This is a genomic window from Occultella gossypii (genome assembly GCF_019947135.1).
In the GTDB taxonomy this organism is placed as follows: Bacteria; Actinomycetota; Actinomycetes; order Actinomycetales; family Beutenbergiaceae; genus Occultella; species Occultella gossypii.
Genome location: NZ_JAGSHT010000016.1, coordinates 38,708 through 61,806, shown reverse-complemented (window position 1 = coordinate 61,806; position 23,099 = coordinate 38,708). Strand labels below are relative to the sequence as shown.

At 71.5% G+C, this 23,099-nt stretch carries 14 protein-coding genes; 8 read left to right on the top strand and 6 right to left on the bottom strand.

Annotated features, from left to right (window positions below; translation table 11 throughout):
- Positions 1 to 342: 342 nt before the first annotated feature.
- A complete protein-coding gene (proA, locus tag KCQ71_RS16785) occupies positions 343 to 6,360 on the bottom strand; it encodes an anti-phage protein ProA (protein ID WP_223407971.1) in 6,018 nt (2,005 codons plus the stop codon).
- Positions 6,361 to 6,615: 255 nt separating this feature from the next.
- On the opposite strand from proA, the gene KCQ71_RS16780 reads away from it, so the two are divergent.
- Positions 6,616 to 7,416 carry a helix-turn-helix domain-containing protein gene (locus tag KCQ71_RS16780; RefSeq protein ID WP_223407969.1) on the top strand — a complete coding sequence of 267 codons (801 nt, stop codon included), beginning with the start codon at positions 6,616 to 6,618 and terminating at the stop codon, positions 7,414 to 7,416.
- Positions 7,417 to 7,535: 119 nt separating this feature from the next.
- On the opposite strand, the gene ald is transcribed toward KCQ71_RS16780, so the two are convergent.
- Positions 7,536 to 8,648, bottom strand: coding sequence for an alanine dehydrogenase (ald, locus tag KCQ71_RS16775; protein ID WP_223407967.1), 1,113 nt, complete (start codon positions 8,646 to 8,648; stop codon positions 7,536 to 7,538).
- A gap of 133 nt (positions 8,649 to 8,781) precedes the next feature.
- Between ald and KCQ71_RS16770 the strand changes: the two genes are divergently transcribed.
- The gene (locus KCQ71_RS16770) at positions 8,782 to 9,774 is read left to right on the top strand and encodes a DUF8832 domain-containing protein (protein ID WP_223407965.1); all 993 of its coding nucleotides are present in this window, start codon (positions 8,782 to 8,784) and stop codon (positions 9,772 to 9,774) included.
- The gene (locus tag KCQ71_RS16765; protein ID WP_223407963.1) at positions 9,771 to 12,041 is read left to right on the top strand and encodes a heavy metal translocating P-type ATPase; all 2,271 of its coding nucleotides are present in this window, start codon (positions 9,771 to 9,773) and stop codon (positions 12,039 to 12,041) included. Before KCQ71_RS16770 ends, KCQ71_RS16765 begins: the two co-directional genes overlap by 4 nt.
- 6 nt (positions 12,042 to 12,047) lie before the next feature.
- Here KCQ71_RS16765 and KCQ71_RS16760 read toward each other — a convergent pair whose 3' ends face one another.
- From KCQ71_RS16760 to KCQ71_RS16750, 3 genes are read right to left on the bottom strand one after another with little or no spacing between them, the layout of a single operon-like run.
- Positions 12,048 to 13,118, bottom strand: a complete 1,071-nt coding sequence (locus KCQ71_RS16760) for a LacI family DNA-binding transcriptional regulator (protein WP_223407961.1) — start codon at positions 13,116 to 13,118, stop codon at positions 12,048 to 12,050.
- A 50-nt stretch (positions 13,119 to 13,168) separates the two neighbouring features.
- Positions 13,169 to 13,489, bottom strand: coding sequence for a hypothetical protein (locus tag KCQ71_RS16755; RefSeq protein ID WP_223407959.1), 321 nt, complete (start codon positions 13,487 to 13,489; stop codon positions 13,169 to 13,171).
- 5 nt (positions 13,490 to 13,494) lie between these two features.
- Positions 13,495 to 14,454: a DUF6772 family protein gene (locus KCQ71_RS16750; RefSeq protein WP_223407957.1), complete on the bottom strand. Its 960-nt coding sequence runs from the start codon at positions 14,452 to 14,454 to the stop codon at positions 13,495 to 13,497.
- Positions 14,455 to 14,836: 382 nt separating this feature from the next.
- On the opposite strand from KCQ71_RS16750, the gene KCQ71_RS16745 reads away from it, so the two are divergent.
- Genes KCQ71_RS16745 through KCQ71_RS16725 form a run of 5 tightly spaced genes read left to right on the top strand, consistent with a single transcriptional unit; the run spans position 14,837 to position 19,496 of the window.
- Entirely contained in the window at positions 14,837 to 15,619 is a 783-nt protein-coding gene (locus KCQ71_RS16745) for an IclR family transcriptional regulator (protein WP_223407955.1), read from the top strand.
- Complete coding sequence (locus KCQ71_RS16740; protein WP_223407952.1) at positions 15,619 to 16,542, top strand: ABC transporter permease; 924 nt, start codon at positions 15,619 to 15,621, stop codon at positions 16,540 to 16,542. Before KCQ71_RS16745 ends, KCQ71_RS16740 begins: the two co-directional genes overlap by 1 nt.
- A gap of 5 nt (positions 16,543 to 16,547) precedes the next feature.
- The gene (locus KCQ71_RS16735; protein WP_223407950.1) at positions 16,548 to 17,456 is read left to right on the top strand and encodes an ABC transporter permease; all 909 of its coding nucleotides are present in this window, start codon (positions 16,548 to 16,550) and stop codon (positions 17,454 to 17,456) included.
- 2 nt (positions 17,457 to 17,458) lie between these two features.
- Positions 17,459 to 18,499 carry an ABC transporter ATP-binding protein gene (locus tag KCQ71_RS16730; RefSeq protein ID WP_223407948.1) on the top strand — a complete coding sequence of 347 codons (1,041 nt, stop codon included), beginning with the start codon at positions 17,459 to 17,461 and terminating at the stop codon, positions 18,497 to 18,499.
- Entirely contained in the window at positions 18,486 to 19,496 is a 1,011-nt protein-coding gene (locus KCQ71_RS16725; RefSeq protein ID WP_223407946.1) for an ABC transporter ATP-binding protein, read from the top strand. The genes KCQ71_RS16730 and KCQ71_RS16725 overlap by 14 nt, the downstream gene beginning before the upstream one ends.
- 129 nt (positions 19,497 to 19,625) lie before the next feature.
- On the opposite strand, the gene KCQ71_RS16720 is transcribed toward KCQ71_RS16725, so the two are convergent.
- Entirely contained in the window at positions 19,626 to 23,024 is a 3,399-nt protein-coding gene (locus KCQ71_RS16720; protein ID WP_223407944.1) for a lamin tail domain-containing protein, read from the bottom strand.
- Between the last annotated feature and the right edge of the window lie 75 nt (positions 23,025 to 23,099).

Genomic DNA, 23,099 nt, shown 5'->3' with positions numbered 1-23,099 from the left:
CAGGACGTACATCCGGACGGGAGCGAGAACGATCGTGATCGAGCGTGGGCAGACCGCAGTGCCGCAGGGGGGCACTGGGTGGCGCGCGCCTGATCCGGATCACTCGCTCTCGGGCCGGGGTACCCGCCAAACAGGGCGGAACTCACAACGTCACCGTCTCCCGCGTTCGAGGCGTTCCCGGCTCGGGGGCCGTGGTTCGAAAAAGGACGGTTGCGGCGTGAGCGTGGAGGGCTGACCTTCCGCACCTTCGGGGGTGTCTGCGGTGGCGGGGTGCCTGACGGATCCCGCCACCGCCGGCCACGAGGCTCGGTTGTGGCGAGAGCCGGTTCGTCCGGTCGAGGCTCAGTCCGTGTGGGCCGCGAGGTACTGGCCGCGTTCGGTGAGCAGCCCGAGCGTCAGCGCTGCACCGAGGGCGCGTTCGAGGCGCGTCCGGATACCGTCTGTCAGGCGCGAACCACCGAACACGGAAGTCGTCGCCCGGAGAAGTTCCTCGCTGGTAATGCCAGCGGACGCCCGCGCCAGGTCCGCCATCGCGTTCGCGATCTCCCGGCTGGAGACATGGTCCAACGGCCGCACGGAGGAGCTCGTCTGGGTCCGGTAGCCGCGCCAGTCGTCAGGGTCCAGTCCCCTGGGCCAGACGAACTGGTCCTGGACCGGCAGGTCCGTGGGGACCTGTCCGAGGATCGCCTGGGCACGGGTCTCGGCGACCTTGGTCAGTCCGAAGCTGTTCGCGACCAGACGTGTGAGCCGGGCGGTGTGGACGGGACCCTCCTGGGCCACGATCGACTCGATCGCCTGCTGGACCTTGTGCGCGGCTCGCGCTGCCGGCAGGGCATCCAGCACGGACCGCACGCCGAGGGGTTGCGGATCCCAGGGCTGGAACGGGACCGCGAGGCCGACCGAGGCCGTCACCGGTTCGGAGCGTTCGTCGGCCGTGGACAGCCCGGTCAGGATCGGCTGCTCCGGCTCGTCCGCCGCCAGTGCCGTAGCCGCCTGCTCGGCGGCTGCCGTACGGGCCAGGTGTTCCGTCTCGCGCTCGGCCTCCTCCCGGTCAGCTGCCGCGCGCTCGGCGGCGTGGGTTGCCTCGAGGAGCCGCCGCGCCTCGCCGTCGGGATCCTTCAACCACGCGGGCAGCCACAACCGCTCCACGGCCGGCCACCGCATCATCGCCGAGAGCACCTCGACCGGCAGGCCGTCGCGGTCGCCGACGGTACCCCGGCCCGCCCAGCCCGGCCCGTCCAGCAGCACGGCCACGACGGGGTGGTCGGGGCGCTCGGGCAGCGCGAGCGAGAGGTCCACCTTGAAGTCCGAGAGGCCGACGTCGGTGTGCGCCACAAGGCCCAGGTCCCGCAGGGACGCGGCGACCTGTTCCCGGTGCCGGTCGGCGATGATCGTGCGCCGAGGCGCGGACGCGATGGTGCCGAGCACCTGGGGTCCGTGCGCGGCCATGTCCAGGTAGTTGCGCAGGTGCTTGATGCCCACGGATGACGTCTGTTCCGAGCGCAGCTGGTCGGGGTCGAAGGAGGAGAACACCACGACCTGGCGCCGGGCCCGCGTCACCGCGACGTTCAGGCGACGCTCCCCACCGGCCCGGTTCAGCGGACCGAAGTTCAGCGGCAGGACTCCGCGGTCGTTCACGCCGAACGCGGTGGAGAACAGGATCACGTCCCGCTCGTCGCCCTGGACGTTCTCCAGGTTCTTCACGAAGAGGCCCTCACTGTTGTCATCGAGGGCGGCCCGCAGCCGGTCGTCGCCGGCGTCCCGGAGCAGCGACTCGATGTGGTTGCGCTGCTGCACGTTGAACGTGACCACCCCGATCGACGGCGTCCCGTACGGGTGGGCGTCGAAGCGGCGGATGATCTCCGCGACGATCGCGTCCGCCTCCACCGGGTTGGTCCGGAGCAGCCGACCCTTCCCGGTGCGGTGGAACTGCCCGTCCACACGCACCAGCGAGACGCCGACGCCGTCGATGTCCGGGGAGGCCGCCCCGTTGTTCGGCGCCGGGAACGAGGAGAGCCGGTTCTCGTAGTAGTGGGTGTTGCTGAACGCGATGAGCGACTCGTCCTTGCTGCGGTAGTGCCAGGATAGCCAGCGTTGCGGCACTCGCGACTGGATGCACTCGGTGAGGATGGACTCCTCGTCGTCGATGACGTCCTCGGCTTCGACGGCGAACTCGTCGTCGCCACCCTCGAAGAGCGGCTCGCCGAAGGACGTCGGCGGCATCTGCTTGCTGTCCCCGACCACGATGACCCCGTTGGCGCGACCCATGGCCCCCACGGCGTCGGCGACCCTGATCTGGGAGGCCTCGTCGAAGACCACCAGATCGAACTGGTCGGCCCGGGCCGGGAAGAACCGGGCCAGGGAATCAGGGCTCACCAGGACGCACGGCATGACCTGCGTGATGAGATCGCCGTAGGCCCGCAGCAACGCGCGGACCGCCAGCCCGCCACGCTGCCGGCCGAGCTCGCGGCGCAGGGCGCCGACCCTGCCACCGGCCTCAGGGTCGAACCGGCGGGAGGCGAGGACCTCCCGCGGAACGATCGTGGTGAGGTGATCGCGAACCTCACGCGCCGACGTCGTGAAGCGGCTGATCGTGCGGCCGTGCCCGAGCGGGTCGAAGCCGGCCAGACCGGTGGCACCGGACCGTTCGCTGACGGACGACTCCGCCACGCCGAGGTCCAGGGCCCGGACGGCGTCGTCGGCGTGGACGACACCCTCGCGGAGCTGGTCGCGGGCGCGCGCCAGCCCGGCGGAACGTAGCGGTTCGAGCCCGCCGAGGAAGGCGGCCCAGCGCCGGGCGGGGAGCAGTTGCGGATCGGTGAGGTCTCGACCGGTCGTGGTCCGGGTCCAGGTGCGAAGCAGTCCGTGCCGGCCCGCCCAGGGGGCGAACGGGTCCTCCGGGGCACCCGGAGCGGCCGCGCCGACGAGTGAGTCCAGTTCGGTGAACGCGGCCAGGAGTTCCGCGACGACCCCGGTGGCGGCAGGGTCGACCTCGCCGACCCGACCAGTGGCACGTGCGTCCAGGTAGCCCCGCAGCGCCGTGACGGCGGTCGCGGGACTCTCGTCGGGCCCGGGATCCTGCGCGGGCCTGCTTGAGGCGACCGGGTCCGGGGTCAGTGCGCGGGCGGCCCACTGCGACCAGGCGAGCTGGCTGTCGAGGTGTTCACGGTGCTCTGGCAGGAGGGGGTTCCAGTCCGGGGAGAGGTGTACCCCGGGCGCCCGGACGGCTAGGTCGCGGACCTGTCCAGCGGCGTGCGCGGCGCCGGCGAGCATGGTCGTGACCTCGACGACCTCCTTGTGGCTGACGTCGACGTCGGTCCGCAGGCCCGGTCGGAGGGTCTCCAGGACCGCTCTCAGTCGCCGCCGACGGCCGAAGAAGCCGGAAGCGGCCGCCGACTGCGCGGCGGCGTGGATGTCCGACACCGGCAGGTCCAGCACGTTCGGGAGAGCAACCCGGGCGACGGCGTCGCCGTGGTCGCGGACGAACGTCACCAGGGCGGTGCGTAGGTCGGTCCGCGCGCGCTCACCCGCCGCGGATCGCACCGCGTCGAGGTCCGCGAGGACCGCGGGCGACGTGGCGATGGTGACCACCGCATGCAGTTCCCGGACGGACCGCGCCGCGGACACCGCCCCGGCGAACCCGTCCGACGGGACGAGTGCCTGGCCGGCGGCGTCGACCGCCACGTCCACCCGTCGGACTGCACCGAGCAGGGCGGCCGCGGGCACCGCGTGCGGGTCCACGAGCCCGACGAAGCCCCACGGGTGGTGGGGTCGCGGCTGAGCCGGGTCGGCGACGTCGGGCAACACCTCCAGGGCGCGTCGCACACCGGCGAGCACCGCGGGGTCCGCGGCCGCGACCAGTCGGGTCGGCACCGGCAGGGCGCGCGGCTCGTCACGCAACGTGAGTCGTTGGGTGTGCGCCGAGTACAAGGAGAGCCCGGCGCCGTTCGGCTCGTGCAACTCGGCCGCATACCGGGCGAGGCGTCGACGGGTCGAGCGAAGTGTCTCCGTGGCCGCCGCGAAGCCCTGCGTGTCGGTGTCGATGGCCAGCTCGAGGGCCCGGGAGATCTGGGCCCGCACCGCGTTCGGTCGGCTGGCCCGATCGTGCAGGTCGATCGAGAACGGCCCCATCCCCACGTCCTCGAGCCTGCGGCGGACCACGTCCAGTGCGGCGCGCTTCTCCGCGACGAACAGGACCCGCTTGCCCGCGGCGACGGAGCGGGTTAGCAGGTTGGTGATGGTCTGGGACTTCCCGGTGCCCGGTGGGCCCTCGAGGACGAACGTCCGACCGGCCACCGCCTCGGCGATCGCGGCGAGCTGGGAGGAGTCCGCCGGCACCGGGCAGCCGCTCGCGAGCTCGTCGAGATCCACCTCGGCGGGCGGGGGAGCGGGGTCGGCGAACGCGTCCGTCGGGGTGTGGATCAGGTGGTGCACCAGCGGGTTGTGGTCGAACTGCTCCCAGTTCTCGTCGAGGTCCTTCCAGAGGCGGAACTTGGCGAACTGCAGGATGGCCAGGTCCGCAGTGGCCTCGACCCGGAAGTTCAGACCAGCCTTGACCAGGGCCATGCGGGTCGCCGCGAGTGTGGCGTCGAGGTCCACCCCGGCGTGGTCATCGGTCGGTTCGGTCAGCCCGGGGATCTCGAGGTCGAAGAGTTGCTTCAACTTCTCGAGCAGGCAGAAGTTCGGTGTGGACGAACCCGACTCGTCCAGGGTGAGGGTGTACGCGCCGGCTTTGGACCGGGTCCGCAGCGTGACCGGGACCAGCACCAGGGGTGAGCGCAGCTGCTCGGTTCCAACGGACCAGATCAGGGACCCGAGTGCCAGGTAGAGATTGTTGGCGCCGGTGTCCTCCACGATCGTGCGGGCCCGGTGCGCGAGGCCGCGCATTCGCCCCTGATACGCGGCGCCGGGGACGTCGGAGTAGACGGCCCGTCGCTCGTGCAACAGGGAGGTGCGCATCTCCTCGTCCAGCTCGGCCCCGACGCTGATCCCGCGCTGGGTATGGACGGCGTCCACCGAGTCCGCCGGCAACAGGCTGATCGACGTGCCGGCGTTGATCGTGTCCTCGAGGCGAGCGAGCTCACCCGGCGGTACGGCCAGGTGGATCGCGTTGCGTTCGGAGAACTTGATCAGCTTGTTGCCCAGGCTCAGGTCGAGCAGGGAGTTCTTCCACTGCTGGACCCGCGGCGGGGCCTTGGCGCGGCTCGGCTCCTCGCCGTCCGGGCTCTCCCGTGACCCGCTGGCCGATGGCGCCCCACCGGGCGGCGTGTAGGTCGGTGGCCGGTACTCGACCACGGTGACGTTGCCGTCATCGGTGCGGACCCGGGCCGGCAGCGGCAGGATCCGGTTGCGGCGGGCCTCGTGGACGTCCAGCACTCCGTACACGTCCCGTAGATCGCCGGTGAGGAATCGGGAGTACGGCTGCCGTGCCACGGTCGCCCGATCCGGCAACTCGGCCGCGGTGACGAGCGTGGTCTCGATCAGGCCGATGACCCCGACGTCGATCAGGTTGACCACGCGCGAGGTGTCGACGTCGTAGACCACTCCGAGGGACGTCGGCTGGCGCCAGTAGCCCAGGAAAGCGTGCCCGGCGACGATCCACACCAATGGCCGGATCCCGGCCTGCTCGAGGGCCGCCGCGAGCACGACGACGGTGTCCAGACAGGTTCCGATCCGCCCGTCCAGTACCTCCCCCGGCGTGCGCACCTTCTGGCCGTGGGCGGACCAGCTCGACGGCGCCTCGGCGTAGCGGATGCCACGAGCGTGTGCTGCGGTGAAGATGGCGCGGGCGAGTTCGTCGACCCGCTCCGGTCCGGACTGGTAGCCCTCGAGCGAGGCGCTGCCGGTCTCGGTGCGCAGGATCTCGCCGGCCTCGCCGAGCAACTGCGAGATCGCGGGATGGTTCGGCATCACGAACGAGGCGAGCACCTCGGTGGTCACGGGGTGTTCCGAGCGGAGCCAGTGCTGCGCTGCCAGGAGCCGGACCGGGAGCGCGATCCGTGCGAGTGGCTCGGAGACCACGTCGGTCTCGTCGCGGTTCGTGCCGTCCACGGGCGGGAGCACATCCACGACGATCTCGGCGGGACGGTCCTCCTCGACCTGCGCCATCGCCGACGGGTCGAGAACCAGCGGCACGTCCCGCACGACCGTCTCCTGTCCGCGGGCGAGGTCCACGGCCACCACGCAAGGGCGGGCGAGGTCGCCCTGGACGTCGAGCACCCGCACGCGCATCCGTGCCCCGAGCAGGTCGACGTCGTGGCTCGCGATCCGCACCTGCCCCACCACGGCGAGTCCGTTGTGCGCCATGGCGTAACTGAGCACGTCGAGGGCATCGACCTCGAGCGAGATCGGAGTCGTCATCTGGGTGAACCTGCTGGCTTCCTGAGCGGCGGGACTGCTGCGTTAGCAGAGTGCCATGGATCACCCACATGGGCCGCGTCGCGCCGCCGCGCGCCGGTGTGTGTCCGGACGTTGCGCCACTGACCCACCCCACGGGTCAGTGACGCAACGTTCCGGAGGGCCTCGTGTGGTCGGGCCGCTCGGCGCAATGTCCGTGGTGGATGGCATGGTCGGTGCAGTGGATGTTCGGAGGGTGTTCGAACCGAGGAGGCGACGATGGTGTCGGTGCAGGAGCGAGCCGCGTGGGTGGCTGAAGTGGTCGAGGTCTGGACGGCGCGGTCGCGCCTGGCCGCGATCGACTGGGAGGTGGTCGAGGCGGGTGGGGCCGGTCCAGCCGGGTGGGCGGAGCGGCCTGAGGGCGACGGCGGAGCGGAGCGGCTTGAGTCCGACGGCTCGGCTGGGCGGACGGCTGAGTTCGACGTGGCAGGGCACGTGCTCCGGGCGCGGCGTCGTGGGGACCTGAGTCAGCGCGAACTCGCGGCGCTGCTCGGTGTCTCGCAGTCGACGGTGAACCGGTACGAGCAGCCGGGCGCCGAGATCGGGGTTCGGCACCTCGCGCAGGCGCTGGCCGAGGGTGGCCTCCGGTTGGCCGTCGTCGACGAGTCGGGGCAGGAGGTGGTGCCGGTGCGTGCCGACGAGGTCAGGGACAACGCGGGCCGGCGGTTCCCCGCCCACCTGGAGGTGTTGCCGCCCGATCAGGTGCCTTCGCAACGGACGTCCCGGCCGCGGTACGACCGGAGTCCGGCCACGGCCTGGTACCACCACCGGGTGATGCGTGACTGCTATCGGGCGGTCCGGGCGGGCGAGGTCGACCATCCCACCGTGACCGACCTCGCGCAGCGCGGCTGGGTGCTCAGGTGTCGCCCGCGAGAGGCTCGCTCGATCCGGTTGGCGGAGCGCAGGCTGCGCGCCTTGGCCGCCAAGGTGCACGCGGCGGAACCTGGGTGGGTGATCGGGCACCTGGGGGAGGTCCGGACCCCGCGTGAGGGTGGTGGGGAAGCCATCACGCCCCCGTAGCGGGCCGCGTCGACACAGGTCAACGCTCTCGAGGACTCCATGAGCGACCTCACGGACGTTTCCCAGGGGGTATGGCTCGAGGACGTTTCTCAACGGTATGGGCGACGCGACGCCGGGAGTCAGGCGGGCGGTGGCAGCGGGTCGTATCGCAACCCGTGGGCGTGGGCGACCGGCTCGCTCGTGAGGAGCCCGCCGGTGGTGCTGACACCGGGCCGCAGCTCGGGGTGCCGGCCGAGTGCGACCTCCCAACCGTGCGTGGCGATCGTGGCGATGTAGGGCAGTGTCACGTTCGTCAGGGCGATCGTCGACGTGATCGGGACCGCGCCGGGCATGTTCGCCACGCAGTAGAACGTGGAGTCATGCACGCGGAACGTCGGGTCCGCGTAGGTGGTCGGCCGGGTCCCCTCGAAGCAGCCGCCCTGGTCCACGGCGATGTCCACCAGCACCGTGCCCGGGTTCATCCGCGCGATCATCTCGTCGGTGACCAGCTTCGGTGCCCGCGCGCCGGGTACGAGGACCGCGCCGATCACCAGGTCCGCGGCGGACGTCTCCTCGGCCACCGTGTACGGGTTCGAGCGAAGGGTGTGCACCCGCGGCCCGAAGCGGGCCTCGAGGGCACGCAACCTCGGCACCGATACGTCGAGCACGGTCACGTCGGCCAGCATGCCGATGGCGATCTCCGCTGCGTGCTCGCCCGCCACTCCGCCGCCGATGATGACCACCTTCGCTCGCGGGGTGCCGGGCACCCCGCCGAGCAGCACCCCACGGCCGCCCTCGTCCTTCATCAACTGGTAGGCGCCGACCTGGACCGACAACCGGCCGGCGACCTCGCTCATCGGGGCCAACAGGGGCAGCGAACGATCCGGAAGCTGCACGGTCTCGTAGGCGATCGCCGTGGTGCCGGCCGCCAGCAGCGCGCGGGTGAGGTCCTCGTCGGCCGCCAGGTGAAGGTACGTGAAGAGCACGAGGTCGGCGCGCAGCATGGGGTACTCCTGCCGGACGGGCTCCTTGACCTTGAGCAGGAGCTCCGACGATGCCCATACATCGGCCGCGTCTGCAACGATCCGGGCGCCGACCGCTGCGTAGGCGTCGTCGGCGAAGCTCGAGCCCACCCCGGCGCCCTCCTGAACCGAGACGTCGTGTCCGGCGAGAATCAGTTCGTGGGCACCCGCCGGGGTGAGGGCGACCCGAAACTCGGAGTTCTTGACCTCGGTCACCACGCCGATCCGCATCGTTGCTCCTCGCCTCGTCCGGGCATCAGCCCTCGTCCGGGCACCAGCGTCCCTTGTTCTCCGCGACCGCGCGACCGATTCGCCGCGACCCGGTTGGCACTCATACCCCCTAGGGGTATAGTCGGATCATGTCGTGGAAGGGAACATCATGCAGGCGCCCGTGAAGTTGACGATCTTCGCCGCCGGACTGGCGGTCCTCTTCGGTGGTGCGTTCGCCGTCGGATCGGCCTCAGGGGTCCAGGTCGAGACGCAGCCGCCGGCCCATCCCGAGGAGGAGGCGTCCGGCGAAGGTGACTCCGGCCACGCCGGGACCGACGAGAGCGCGGGCGACGACGGGGCCGACGAGAGTGCGGGCCACGACGGGGCCGAAGGCTCCGGACACGACTCCGGACCCGACGCAGCCGCTGCCGCCGAGGAGCTTCCCGTCGGGGTCCTGTCCGCGGCCGGAGGGTACCGGCTCGACTCGCTGACCGTACCGGGCGCCGTCGGCGTGGCCGGCACGCTCAGCTTCCGGGTGCTGGACGCCCACGGCGACCCGGTCACCGAGTACACGACGCAGCACGAACGCGACCTGCACCTGATCGTCGCCTCCCAGGACACCAGCCAGTTCCGTCACGTCCACCCGACCCTCGGCGCGGACGGCACCTGGAGCATCGACTGGACCTGGCCCACGGCGGGCAGCCACCGCGTCTACGCAGACTTCCTGCCGGCTGCGGCTGAGGACGGGCTGACCCTCGCCCAGGACGTCACAGTGCCCGGCATCGTGACCACGGTGCCGCTCCCCGCGGCGGGCAGCACCGCCGTCGTCGACGAGTACACCGTCACCCTCTCCGGCGACCTGACCACCGAGGGCGGCCCGCTCGCCTTCGAGATCAGCCGCGACGGGGACCCGGTCACGGACCTCGACCCCTACCTCGGCGCGTACGGGCATCTCGTCGCCCTCCGGGTCGGGGACCTCGCCTATCTGCACACGCACCCCGAGGGCGAGGCCGGTGTGAGCGAGCCCGGTCCGCTCGTCGAGTTCATGAGCACCGCACCGAGCCCGGGGACGTACCGGCTCTTCCTCGACTTCTCCCACCAGGGCGTGGTGCACACCGCCGACTTCACCGTGGAGGTGACCCGATGACCGACGTGAGCGCGGCCCGGCCCGCGACCGGAGATCTGCAGCGGATCGAGCTCGGGATCGGCGGCATGACCTGCGCGTCGTGCGCCGCTCGCGTGGAGAAGCGCCTGAACAAGCTCGACGGCGCCACCGCCACCGTGAACTACGCGACCGAGAAGGCGCGTGTCTTCGTGCCGCCCACGATCAGCACCGCCGCGCTCATCGAGGCCGTCGAGAAGGCCGGCTACACCGCCCACGAGTTGAACGTGCCCACGCCCTCGAGCGACGCCGTCGACCCCGCGGACGTCGAGCGGGAGCGGGACCTGAAGATCCTGCGCAACCGGGTCATCATCTCCGCGCTGCTGAGCCTGCCGGTGATCGTCCTCGCCATGGTCCCGGCTTGGCAGTTCACGTACTGGCAGTGGGCCAGCCTCGTGCTCGCCACGCCCGTCGTGGTCTGGGGTGCGTGGCCGTTCCACCGGGCCGCCTGGGTGAACCTGCGTCACGGCGCCGCCACGATGGACACGCTGATCTCGCTCGGCACGCTCGCGGCGTTCGGCTGGTCCCTGTACGCGCTGTTCCTCGGCACGGCCGGGATGCCCGGCATGACCCACGAGTTCGAGTTCACGATCGCGCGTGGCGACGGTGCGGCCAACATCTACCTCGAGGTCGCCGCCGGCGTCACCACGTTCGTGCTCGCCGGCCGCTACTTCGAGTTGCGTGCCCGCCGTCGGGCCGGGGACGCCCTACGCGCGCTGCTCGACCTCGGGGCCAAGGAGGTCACCCTGCTCCAGGGCGGGGTGGAGCTGCGGGTCCCGGCCGGCGATCTTCGGGTCGGTGACGAGTTCGTGGTCCGCCCGGGCGAGAAGATCGCGACCGACGGCGTGGTGACCGGCGGACGCTCCGCCGTCGACAACTCCATGCTCACCGGGGAGTCGGTGCCCGTCGAGGTGGCCGAGGGCGACGATGTCGCCGGCGCCACGATCAACTCCGGGGGGCGGCTCGTGGTACGGGCCACCCGGGTCGGCGCGGACACCCAGCTCGCGCAGATGGCCGCGCTCGTCGAGGATGCCCAGAACGGCAAGGCGCAGGTGCAGCGGCTCGCAGATCAGATCTCCGGGGTGTTCGTGCCGGTGGTGCTCGGGATCGCCGTCGCCACGCTCGGCTTCTGGCTCGGAACCGGCAGTGCGCCGCAGGTTGCGTTCACGGCCGCGGTGGCCGTGCTGATCATCGCCTGCCCGTGTGCGCTCGGGCTCGCGACTCCCACCGCCCTGCTCGTCGGGACCGGGCGCGGCGCCCAGCTCGGCATCCTGATCAAGGGGCCGGAGGTGCTGGAGTCGACCCGACGGATCGACACGGTGGTCCTCGACAAGACCGGCACCGTCACGACCGGGCGAATGACGCTGCTGGAGACGGTCCCGGCCGCCGGCGAGAGTGCCGACGACGTGCTGCGCATGACGGGCGCGGTGGAGCACGCCTCGGAGCACCCGATCGCACGTGCCGTGGCGCGCTCCGCCGCGGAGGCCGGTGCGCTGCCGCAGGCCCACGACTTCGAGAATCTCGAGGGCCGGGGCGTGCGGGCCACCGTCGACGGTGAGCTCGTCGCGGTGGGACGACCCGGCTGGGTCGCCGACGAGCTCGGCGCACTGCCCGCCGAACTGACCGACGCCATCGACGCCGCCCACGAGGCGGGCCGGACCGCGGTCGTGGCCGCCTGGGACGGGAGGGCCCGCGGCGTCCTCGTGATCGGCGACACGGTCAAGGACACCTCCGCGGAGGCGGTCCGGCTGTTCAAGCGGCTCGGTCTCACGCCGGTGCTGCTCACCGGGGACAACCAGCGCGCCGCGGAGCAGATCGCGGCGCAGGTCGGCATCGACCGGGTCGTCGCCGAGGTGCTGCCCGCGGACAAGGTCGACGTCGTCACCTCGCTGCGCGCCGAGGGCAAGGTCGTGGCGATGGTGGGCGACGGCGTGAACGACGCCGCCGCGCTCGCGGCCGCCGACCTGGGCATGGCGATGGGCACCGGCACCGACGTGGCCATCGAGGCCAGCGAGATCACGCTCGTGCGCGGCGACCTACGGGCCGCAGCGGACGCCGTCGCCCTGTCCCGGCGCACTCTGCGCACGATCAAGGGCAACCTGTTCTGGGCGTTCGGCTACAACGTGGCCGCCATCCCGCTGGCCGCGGCCGGGCTGCTGAACCCGATGCTGGCCGGTGCCGCGATGGCGTTCTCGTCGGTGTTCGTCGTCGGCAACAGCCTGCGGCTGCGGCGGTTCCGCTCGCTCCGGTGACGGGCCTCAGGCGTCCGTCGCGGTGGTATCCGGTGCCAGTGCGCCTCTCGCCGTGGAGTCCCGGGCGACGAACGTCGGGGCGATCCGCCGCTTGACGGGCTCGTCGGTCGGCTCCTCCCCGCGCGCGAGGAGGAGGTCGACGGCCGCCGCCCCGATCTGCGACCCGGGCAGCCGGACCGAGCTCAGCGACGGCCTGACGAACCCGGCATAGGGGTGGTCGCCGTAGCCGGTGACCAGCACGTCGTCGGGCACACGGTGGCCGAGTTCGGCCAGGGCGCGCATCAGCCCGAGGGCGAAGTAGTCGTTCCCGGTGATCACGGCGTCCGGCGCCCCGCGTTCGGCGATGAGTTCGCGGCACAGCGTGTAGGCGCCCTCCGCCTGCCACGGCAGTGCGCTCGACTCGTAGCGGCGGGTCGGGACCGGGACCACGTCGCGCGCGGCGCTCGGCAGCCCGCCCTCGTCCATGGCCCGGTGGAAGCCGTCGATCCGCTCGGCGATGGTGGTGATCGGCAGGTCCTCCTCGAGCGCCCACACCGTGCGGGCGCCCTGGGCGATCACGTGCCGGGTGGCGTCGTACGCGCCGCGCCCGTTGTCCACGCCGACGAAGTCGGTGTCGAGGTCGGGGATGTCGCGGTTGACCAGCACGAGCGGGATCCCGGCGCGGTTCACCCGGCGCCAGTGCTCGTGCTCGCTCTGCACCGGCACCGCGATCGCGCCGTCGACGGCGGCGCGTAGCAGTGCCTCGACGGCGGCCCGTTCGTTCTCCGTCGACTCGTCGGTGACGAGGAGCAGGAGCGAGTAGCCGTGCTGCCGCGCACGTACCTCGACCCCGGAGATGAGCTCCGCGTACAACGGGTTGGACGGGTTCGTGATCACCAGGGCGAGGGTCTGGTTGGAGCCGAGGACGAGTGATCGGGCCAGGGTGTTCGGGACGTAGCCGAGGCGATCGGCCTCGTCCTGGATCCGTTGCCGCGTCACGGGACTGACCTCGGCCTTGCCGGCGAGCGCCCGGGACACGGTGTTCACGGACAGGCCGAGGGAGTCGGCGACGTCCTTGAGGCGGACACGCTGGGTCATGGTGGCCCCCCTCCTGTACGTCCCTCTCGGCCCGGCCGTGAACCCCATGGCTATCCCTTGCAGACCAGGTAGATCCGCAGCCGCGCCAGTCCCGAAACGGTTCCGCTCACCCGCAGCCAGCCTCCGAACTCACGGACCGACCAGGTCACCATTGTGCCGTCAAGGCGCACCGTCGGCGTGTTTTCGGCATCGACCCAGGTGATTCCGTCCGGAGAGATCTGCGTACGCAGTTCCACCTCCCCCGTGGTGTCCTCGAGGCGCTGCACGAAGAACCTGGCCTCGCCGGCCCAGGCCACCTCGTACGGCTCCGTCGCGAAGTCCGAGCTGAAGTCCTCGCCGCGTTCCAGCACGGCGGTCTGAGTGTGTCGCATCGCCGTCACCAATCCACCGAGATGAGGACCGAGTCCAGGAACAGGAAGTTGCGCACGTTCGAGTGGGTGCGCACGCTGAAGTAGAAGTTCAGGAGCGTCTCGAGCGACTCGTACTTCTCCTCGTAGACCGGCACGGGCACATCGCGCATGTCGATGATGCGGTCGTTGATCTGCAGTTCCACGTTCTTGCGAGCATCGGTGTCGATCAGCCAGCGCAGGTAGTGCCAGTTCACCTTCGTGGGGACCTCGTTGTAGCAGAGCTCCATCGGGTCGCTGAACGGCTTCCAGTCGTCCGGGTCCGGCGCCGTGAAGTCCGCCAGGTACGCCAGGCTCGCCTTGCCCTGGACGTGTTCACGGGGGGTCGGCTCCGGAACCGCCGGATAGACCCAGCGTCGGTCGAGGGCGTTGTCCAGCGTGGTGTTCCGGTACCGGGCGACCGTGTGATACCTGGTGCCGCCGTCCCCGCAGATGTCGGTGGCAACCGTCAACGCGCCGAACTGTGCCTCGCTCGGGTGCAGGTTCCCGTCCCACTCGACGCCACCGAAACTGTTGTTGGCGGGGTCCTTCCCCAAGGTGGCCTCCGACTTGTACGTGAAGTACGTCTCGAGCTGGACCAGCCCCTTGCCCGCCATCGTCAGCCGGCGAATCCCGACGGCGGTGTGACCGGCGATCGGACGCGTCGCCAACTTCAGGGCGTACGTGCCGCTCAGGGCGCCGTGGGTGCCGGTGTCGAAGAAGGTGCAGCTGCTGAGCTGCGGCGGTCGGAAGTCCCGCATGTGGTCGTCGACCGTGCGCAGGTTGCCGTTGCCGTCGAAGTTGCCGATCAGCTCGGTCCAGCCGTGCGTCCCCGTCTGGAAATCATCGTGGGCGAGGATCCGGGGCAGCGGGTTGAACCTCGACAGCTTGGGATCGGCGTCGAGGAGCGCGCGGCGCAGGTCGGTGGCGGGTGTGGGTGAGGTGCTCACGTGGCGCTCCACGTCGTGAACATCGGGTGTCCTTTCCATCAGGATTCAGGTATTCGCATCTTCAGCGGATCCGGACCGACGCAAGGCGCAGTCGACCGAATGTCGTCGACGCTATTGAAAGGGCCAGAAAGGCGTCAATCGGCGCGTTGCAGGATGAGCAACGTCCCGCGGGTGCCCTGCCTGGCCCATCAGCGGCAGGATTCTGCCCGTTTCGGTCAACCCTTGACAGGCTCGCCCAGCCGGTCGTAGGGTCGCCGTGAACGTTACCGGGAACGCTAATGGGACATCGAGGCACACGTCCGAGCGGTGGTCCCGCTCGCCGCTTTGCCATGGTCATTCTGGCGCGCATTCATCCTTATTCTCCGCGACCATTGGAGCCAGATTGCAATCGCTTTCTCGAGCCCTCGGGCTGCTCGACAGCCTGGCTCGCCAGGGGCAGCCGTCCACCCTCGCGGAACTCGCGGAGCGGACCGGGCTGCACAAGAGCACGGTGCACCGCATGCTCGCCGCGTTCCTCGCGCACGACCTGGTGCGCCACGACGACGCGCACCGCTACACGATCGGCGTCGGGGCGTTCGAACTGGCCCGGGCGGCGAACTGCGACGTCGGCCCGGACCCCGCCATCACGCGAGCCCTCGAGGCCGTCAGCGCCCGGTCCGGCGCGGTGGTCACCTACTTCCGGGGCCGGCCGGAGCACCTGGAGCCGGTGGTCGCCGTCCGCGACCGCGACGTCGTGGCCGTACGCGAGGGGCCGGTGCACTGGCACGCCAGCGCGATCGGCAAGGCGTTCCTCTCGATGCGGCCCAAGGCCGAGCTGGACCGGCTGTTGGTGCACGCCAGCCTGCCGGCGCTGACCACTCGCACCCTCACCGACCCGTTCCGGGTCCGGCAGGCGGTCACCCGGGCGCGGATGCGCGGCTACGCCGTCGAGGACCGTGAGGTCACCGCGGACCGGCGGGCGATCGCGGCGCCGGTGGTGGCGCAGGGTGGCATGGCCGTCGGTGTGATCGAGGCCGTGCTCCCCGCGGGACAGCTGGGCCCGGACCGGCTCCGGACCCTGGCGGTCGCCCTGATCGGGTGCGCCGAGGAGCTCGCGTCGACGTTCGTGGACCGTCGGAGCACGGCACCCCTGGTCGCGCTGTCCACACCGGGTGTCGGCGCCTGATGGTCGCCTACATCGTCCGTCGGCTCCTCTTCGCGGCCTTCGTCATGTGGGGCGCCGTGACCATCGTCTTCATCGTGCTGCGCATGGTGCCGGGCGACCCCGCCCTGGTCATGCTCGGCCCGGACGCGAGCCCGGACGAGATCGCCGCGCTCCGGGAGTCCCTCGGCCTGACGGAGCCGATCCCGCAGCAGTACCTGCACTACTTGGCCTCCTCGGTCCGGCTCGACTTCGGGGACTCGATCCGGCTGGGCGGGGACGCCATGGGCCACGTGCTCGAGCGGATGCCGATGACGATCCAGCTCTCCGTCGCGGCGCTCATGTTCGCGGTGGTGTTCGGGATCGGATTCGGCATCGTGGCCGCGCTCCGGGTGAACACCTGGGCGGATCGCGTGATCACCGTGACGTCCCTGGTGACCCACTCGCTGCCCTCGTTCTGGGTGGGTCTGGTGCTCATCCTGATGCTCGCCCGCGGCCTGCAGCTGCTGCCCAGCGGCGGCGCCGGCTCCTTCGCCCACCTGCTCCTGCCGGCGTTCGCGCTGGCGCTGCCGTTCACGGCGATGGTCATGCGGCTGACCCGCTCCGGGCTGCTCGAGGTCATCAACGAGGGCTACATCGCCACGGCCCGCTCGAAAGGCCTGTCCGAGCGCGTCGTGATCTTCCCGCATGCCATCCGCAACGCCCTGATCCCGATCGTGACGGTGGTGGGCCTCTACTTCGGCGCCATCCTCGGCGGCACGGTCGTGATCGAGACCGTGTTCGCCTGGCCGGGCGTGGGCCGCCTGATCGTCGACTCGATCGGGTTCCGTGACTACGGCGTCGTGCAGTCGGGGATCCTCGTGATCGCCGCCATCTTCGTGATGATCAACCTGATCGTGGACATCCTCTACGGATACCTCGATCCCCGAGTTCGGCTGGCGAGGTGACGTCGATGACAGGCGGTACGGAACTGATCGAGACGGTGGCGGCGCCGATGGCGGACGCCGTGCCGGAGCGGGTGCGTCGCGGACGCGGGTGGGGGCCGCGGATCTGGATCCCACTGGTGGTGGTGGCGTTCTACGTGCTCGCCGCGATCTTCGGGCCGATGATCGTGACCTTCGACCCGGTCGCCACGGACACCGCGAACCGGCTGCTACCGCCGTTGTCGCACCGTGACGACGGCTCCCTCGTCCTGTTCGGGACCGACCAGGTGGGCCAGGACCTGCTGGCCCAGACCATGCAGGGGGCCAGGGTCTCGATGCTGGTCGGGGTCGCGACCCTGCTCCTGGCGGGGTTCATCGGGGTGGTCGTGGGGGTGGTCTCCGGGTACTTCGGGCGCTGGGCCGACGCCGTGCTCATGCGGGTCGCGGACATCCAGCTCACGTTCCCCGGGATCCTGCTGGCGATCCTGATCGCGGCGGTGATCGGGCAGAGCGTCCTGAACGTGGTCCTGATCCTCGCCATCAGCGGCTGGGTGACGTTCGCGCGGGTCACCCGTGGCCAGGTCCTGGCCACGAAGAACCGCGAGTACGTGGACGCCACCCGTACCCTCGGCGCGAGCAACTGGCACATCATCCGGACCTGCATCCTGCCGGCCTGTACGGCACCGATCCTGGTGATCGCGACCCTGGACATCGGCAGCGTCATCCTCGCCGAGGCGGCGCTGTCCTTCCTCGGCCTCGGCACCCCGGCGTCCACGCCGAGCTGGGGCGTCACGATCGCGAACGGACGCAACCTGCTCAGCAGTGCCTGGTGGGTCTCCACGATCCCCGGCATCTGCCTGGCCATCCTCGTGGTCTCCTTCGGCATCCTCGGGGACGCGCTGCGGGACCGCTTCGACCCGAAGATGAAGGGCATCTGACGATGAGACTCGCCGAGCGACCCACGGGCACCGCCGCCCCCGGGACTCGAACCGGACCGCTGCTTCGGGTGCAGGACCTGAGCGTCTCGTTCGCAACCGGCTCGGGGCGGCTCCGGGCCGTCGACGGCGTCTCCTTCGACGTCGGCGCAGGCGAGACCGTGGCCGTCCTCGGGGAGTCCGGATCCGGCAAGAGCGTCACGGCCCAGACCGTCATGGGCCTGCTGCCGCGGCCGGCCGGGCGGATCGACGGGGGCAGCGTCTCCTTCGACGGTGTCGACCTGCTGGACCGGCCCGACTCCTACACCCGGGCCCTGTGCGGCACGGACATCGCGATGATCTTCCAGGACCCGCTCTCGTCGCTGAACCCGGTGTTCCGGGTGGGCACCCAGATCGGGGAGACGCTCCGGCGGCGCCGCGGCGTCTCCCGCCGCAAGGCCCGCGAGCACGCCATCGAGATGATGCACCGGGTCGGCATCCCGGCACCCGAGAAGCGGGTGGACGACTACCCGCACCAGTTCTCCGGCGGCATGCGCCAGCGCGTCATGATCGCCATGGCGCTGTCGATGAACCCCCGCCTGGTCATCGCGGACGAACCCACCACCGCCCTCGACGTGACCGTCCAGGCGCAGATCATGAGTCTGCTCGCGGACCTGCAGCGCGAGGAGGGGATGGCGTTGGTCCTGATCACGCACGACCTCGGCGTGGTCGCGGACGTGGCCGACCGCGCGATCCTCATGTACGCTGGGCGCGTCGTCGAGACGGGACCGATCCGCGAGGTCTACGACCACGGCGCCCACCCCTACTCGGTGGGCCTGATGGGCTCGCTGCCCACGGGCGACCAGGATCGGCTCACTCCGATCACCGGGGCGCCGCCGGACCTGCGGCAACTGCCGACGGGCTGCTCGTTCCACCCGCGGTGCGCCTTCGCGACAGACCGATGCCGCACCGAGGAGCCGGTGCTGAGACCGGCACCGGACCGGCCGCAGGCGCACCTGACCGCCTGCCACCACGCCGAGGAGGTGCTCGCCGATGGCATCCGCTGAACCGTTGCTGAGCGTCCGTGACCTGCACACCACGTTCCCGATCCGGTCGGCGCTGCTGCGGCGGCGGGTCGGGGGCATCCAGGCGGTCGCCGGGGTGAGCTTCGACCTGCAGGCCGGGCAGACCCTCGGCCTGGTCGGGGAGTCCGGCTCCGGCAAGTCCACCGTGGCCCGGACGATCATCGGCCTCGAGCAGGCGGCCTCCGGCCAGGTGCTCTTCCAGGGCCAGGACTTCGCGGCCGCCGGCCGGGCGCAGACCCGTCGGCTGCGCCGGGACGTCCAGATGATCTTCCAGGACCCCTACTCCTCGCTGAACCCGCGGCGCACGGTCGCCGAGTTGGTGTCGGAGGGGTGGCAGGTGCAGCCGGGTTTCGGCCCTCGCGGCACCTGGCGCGCGAGCGTGCAGGAACTGCTCGAACGCGTCGGCCTGAATCCCGACCACCTCGACCGGTACCCGCACCAGTTCTCCGGCGGCCAGCGCCAGCGCATCGGGATCGCCCGGGCCCTGGCGATGTCCCCGAAGCTGATCATCTGCGACGAGGCGGTCTCCGCGCTGGACGTGTCCATCCAGGCCCAGGTGATCAACCTGCTCCAGGACCTGCAGCGCGACCTCGGCCTGACCTACCTGTTCATCGCCCACGACCTGTCCGTGGTCCGGCACATCTCCGACCGGATCGCCGTCATGTACCTCGGCCGGATCGTCGAGGAAGGGACGCGCGACGAGGTGTTCGACCGGCCGACGCACCCGTACACCCAGGCGCTGCTGTCGGCGATCCCGGTGTCGCACCCGTGGCGGATGCCCAGCCGGGAACGGATCGTGCTGGCCGGTGACGTGCCCTCCCCGGCCGACCCGCCGAGCGGCTGCCGGTTCCGGACCCGGTGCCCCAAGGCGCGGGACCGCTGCGCCGTGGAGGTGCCCGCACTCGAGGTGCGCCTCGGCGAGCACGCCAGCGCATGCCACTTCGCCGCCGTCGAACCCGCCGTGGCGCCGACCGCCTGACGCGACCCGCCGCGCGACCCGTCAGGTTCGTCGGGGTGGCGCCGCGCGTGGGCGGGCGTGGCGCGCGCCGACCAGGACCCGCGCACTCCGAAGGGGCGGGCGGCCGCGCCGCCCGCCCCTTCGGCGCGCTCACTCCCGCGTGCGCAGCACGGCCGGCTCGGACAGGACCGTCTCGGCCCCGGCGGCGTCCGTGCTCGCCACCCACCACACGTACGCCGCGCCCGGGGTGAGGCCGGACCAGGTGGCGGTGACGCCGTCGGCCCCGGTCGCCGTCCCGATGACCGCGGTGTCCCGGGCCAGGACCAGCCCGGTGGACGTCACCTGCCGGTCCGTCCCCGTGATCGTGATCGGGGCGAGGAACTCGTCGTGCTCCGGGGTCCACGTCGGCGAGGACGCGTACCGCCACGAGTTGTGCTCGTCCAGGGACGGCGAGTAGGTGTTCACCGAGATCGTCCCGGAGTCGATGTCGACCTGCAGCAGGCGCAGGAAGTCGGCCCGCTTCTCGCCGTCGACGATCTGGTAGCCCTGGTAGTTCGAGAGCATCTGCGGCACGATCCGGCCGGGCACCCCGCCGACGTCCCGGGCCACCGTGTAGGCCTGCCCGTTGACGTGCCCGCCCATCACGAAGGCGACGTTGGCGTACGGGACCACCAGGTCCTCCCAGATCCGGTACCCGACGGCGTTCCACCGGTCCGTGGCATCGCCCGGCTCGCCGTCCCGCTGCAGGTAGTCGTGGGTGAAGATGAGCACGTTGTGGTCCTGATGGTCCTCGATCACCTGCGCCGCCCAGGCGAGCGTGGCGTCGTGGTTGAACCAGCCCGGGTAGCCGATGTTCAGCGCGAGGAACCGCGCGCCCTGGACCTCGAAGAGGTCGTAGTGGCTGGACGCGTCGTCGGCCCCGATCGCGCCGCCGAACCAGGGCGTGCCGCCGATCTGCGCGGGCCCGAAGTACTCGTTGTAGAGGGCGTTGTCCCGGCCCCACTTGTTGTCATGGTTGCCCGGCACCGTCCCGTTCGGGATGCCCGCGTCGGTGAGGTAGTCACCGAACGCCTGCGCGGTCTCGAACTGCTCCCGCGCCTGGTTCTCCAGGTGGGTGCCCCACATCCACCACTCGGTCACGTCGCCGATGGTCGAGACGTAGGCCATCTTGCGGGCGTCGGCGTTGGAGACGAGCCAGGCGATCTCGTTCGCATAGCCCCACCGGTACCCGTAGGTGAGTTCCTGGGGGTCGGGGATGTACCCGATCGAGAAGTCGTAGTCGCCCGGGTCCTCGAAAGTCTCGTCGGCCCCGACGTCGAACGCGGGCGTGGTCGCCGGGCCGTCCTGGACGAGGATCTCCACGCGCGCGCCGAGCCGGTGCACGGCCTCCTCGATCCGGCCGACCATGGTGAAGGTGCCGCCGTCACGACCCGAGCCCACGGTGAGCAGGTCCCACGCCGACGTGGTGAAGTTCCATGCGTACATCTGCAGCTCGTGGCCGCCGAGGCTGGAGCCGGTCCACGCCACGTCCGCCACATCCTCGGCGCGGCCCGGCAGCACCAGCTCGAAGCGCTGGTACGGGTAGCCGTCGACACCGGTGACGGTGATCTGGTCCGCGAGGTCGGCCAGCCGGTGCCGGGTCTCGCCGGTACCGATCCGCTCGGCCGGCGGCGCCTGCGGGCTGGTGCCGGAGAACACCCGGCTCGCCGCGCTGTTCACCTGGACCTGGGTCCCGCCGGCGAACGTCGCCGTCACCTGCGCGCCGCTCGTATGCCCGACGGCGGCGCCCAGGTCCGCCGTGGTGGTCGCCTCCGTGGCGGTCAGGTCGGTGGCCGCGAGCGGCCGCGGGTCCGGCGCCACGGTCACAGGTTCCAGCCGGGAGGCCTCGATGTCGGTCGCCGCCCGCAGGTCCCGCGCCCACACCCCCGGGGTGCGTTCGCCATGCACGAAGTCGCGGCGGTTGTCGCCGGTGTCGGCGAACCGCTGGTAGCTCAGACCGAGGGAGTAGGCGATGATCTCGTCCAGGGTGACCCCGTCGATGCACGGGCTGTACCGGTCCCGGAGCATCCCGAACCGGTCCACCACGGCGCCGTCCGCGGCGCGCACCAGCAGGCCGTAGCCCGCGGCGGTGAGCGGGGCGTCGAAGACCGCCGCGGCGGCGCTCGCCCACGGGCTGCCGGCCTGCGCCAGGACGATGGCCGCGCCGGGCTCGAGGGTGCCGGACAGCGGTGCCACCCACGGGTCGGACTCCAGGCGCCCGTCCACCCCACAGCGCTGGACGGACCAGCCCTCGATCGAGACGGCCGCCGTCGTCGTGTTCGTCAGCTCGACGAAGCTCGCCGGGTCGGAGTCGGCGTCGAGGGTGTGGGCCACCTCGGTGATCCGCACCCCCAGGCCGGGCTCGAAGCGCAGCCCGCTGGTCAGGGGGGCGGCCTCGAGGTCGCCCGGCGCGGCGTCGCCGACGGCGAAGTCGGCCGCGTTGTCACCGGTGTTCGCCACGCGCTGGTAGGACTGTCCGGAGGCGAGGTCGAGGCGGTTCGGCAGGGCCGTGCCGCGCACGCAGGCGCTGTCCACCGCCGGTGCGAACTCGGCGTCCTGCTCGTAGATGCCGACGCCGTCCCGGACGGCCCCGCTGTCGTCCCGCAGGATCACGCCGGCGCCCTCGGGCGGGAGCCGGGGTTCGGAATAGGGCAGGTCGCCGCCGGCCGGGGCGAGCACGAGGGTGGCGCCCGCGCCGAGGACGGTGCCGGCGGGCAGCGTCACCGGCGCGGGGATGGTCGTCGAGCCGTCCGCCGCGCAGAAGGACAGGACCCACCCGGTGACATCCACGGGTGCGGCGGAGACGTTCCCGAGCTCGACGAGCTCACCGGCCGGCCCGGCGGGCCCGCCGTTGGCCAGTTCGGTCACCAGCACCGGGGAGTCGACCGGACCGGGCGCCGGTTCGACGGCGTTCGGCGCCCCGGGCGTGGCGGTCGCCGCGATGAAGTCGGCCGCCGGGTCGCCGGTGGCGCCCACCCGCTGATAGGTCTCGTCCGCGGCCGCGTCGAGCGTCGCAGGCAGGCCGGGGCCGCAGGCGGAGTCGCGGGAGGCGGGGGAGATGGACAACCGGTCCTGCACCACGGACCCGGCGCTCTCCACCCAGGCCCCGGTCGCGACCTGGGCGCCGCCGCTGACGAAGGTGGCATCGGCGTCGCCGGCGTGCGGGGATCCGGTACTGGCGAGCAGGAACACCTCGCCCGGGGCGAGGGTCACGTCCGGCAGCGTCGCCCACAGGCTGCCCCGGCTCCCGGAGGCCCCGCACGGGTAGACCCGCCAGCCGTCCAGCGGGACCGGATCCTCGCTGTGGTTCGCGAGCTCGAGGATGCTGTCCTTCGGGCCGGCGGGCCCGCCGAGCGAGAACTCCTCGATCAGGACGCCGCTCGGTTCGCCGGAGCCGGGTCCGGGAGTGAACCCGGTTGGCTCGGCGGCGGCTCCGAGGGGCACCGCCAGCGTCATGGTCAGGGCCGCGGCCAGGGTGGCGCGGCGGATCGGACGGGTCGGTGAACGCATGATGGGCCCCTTCTCGGCGACGATCGCGGTAGCGACGCTGCCCCGGTCCGGGGCGTGGGGCAACGGTGTTGCAGG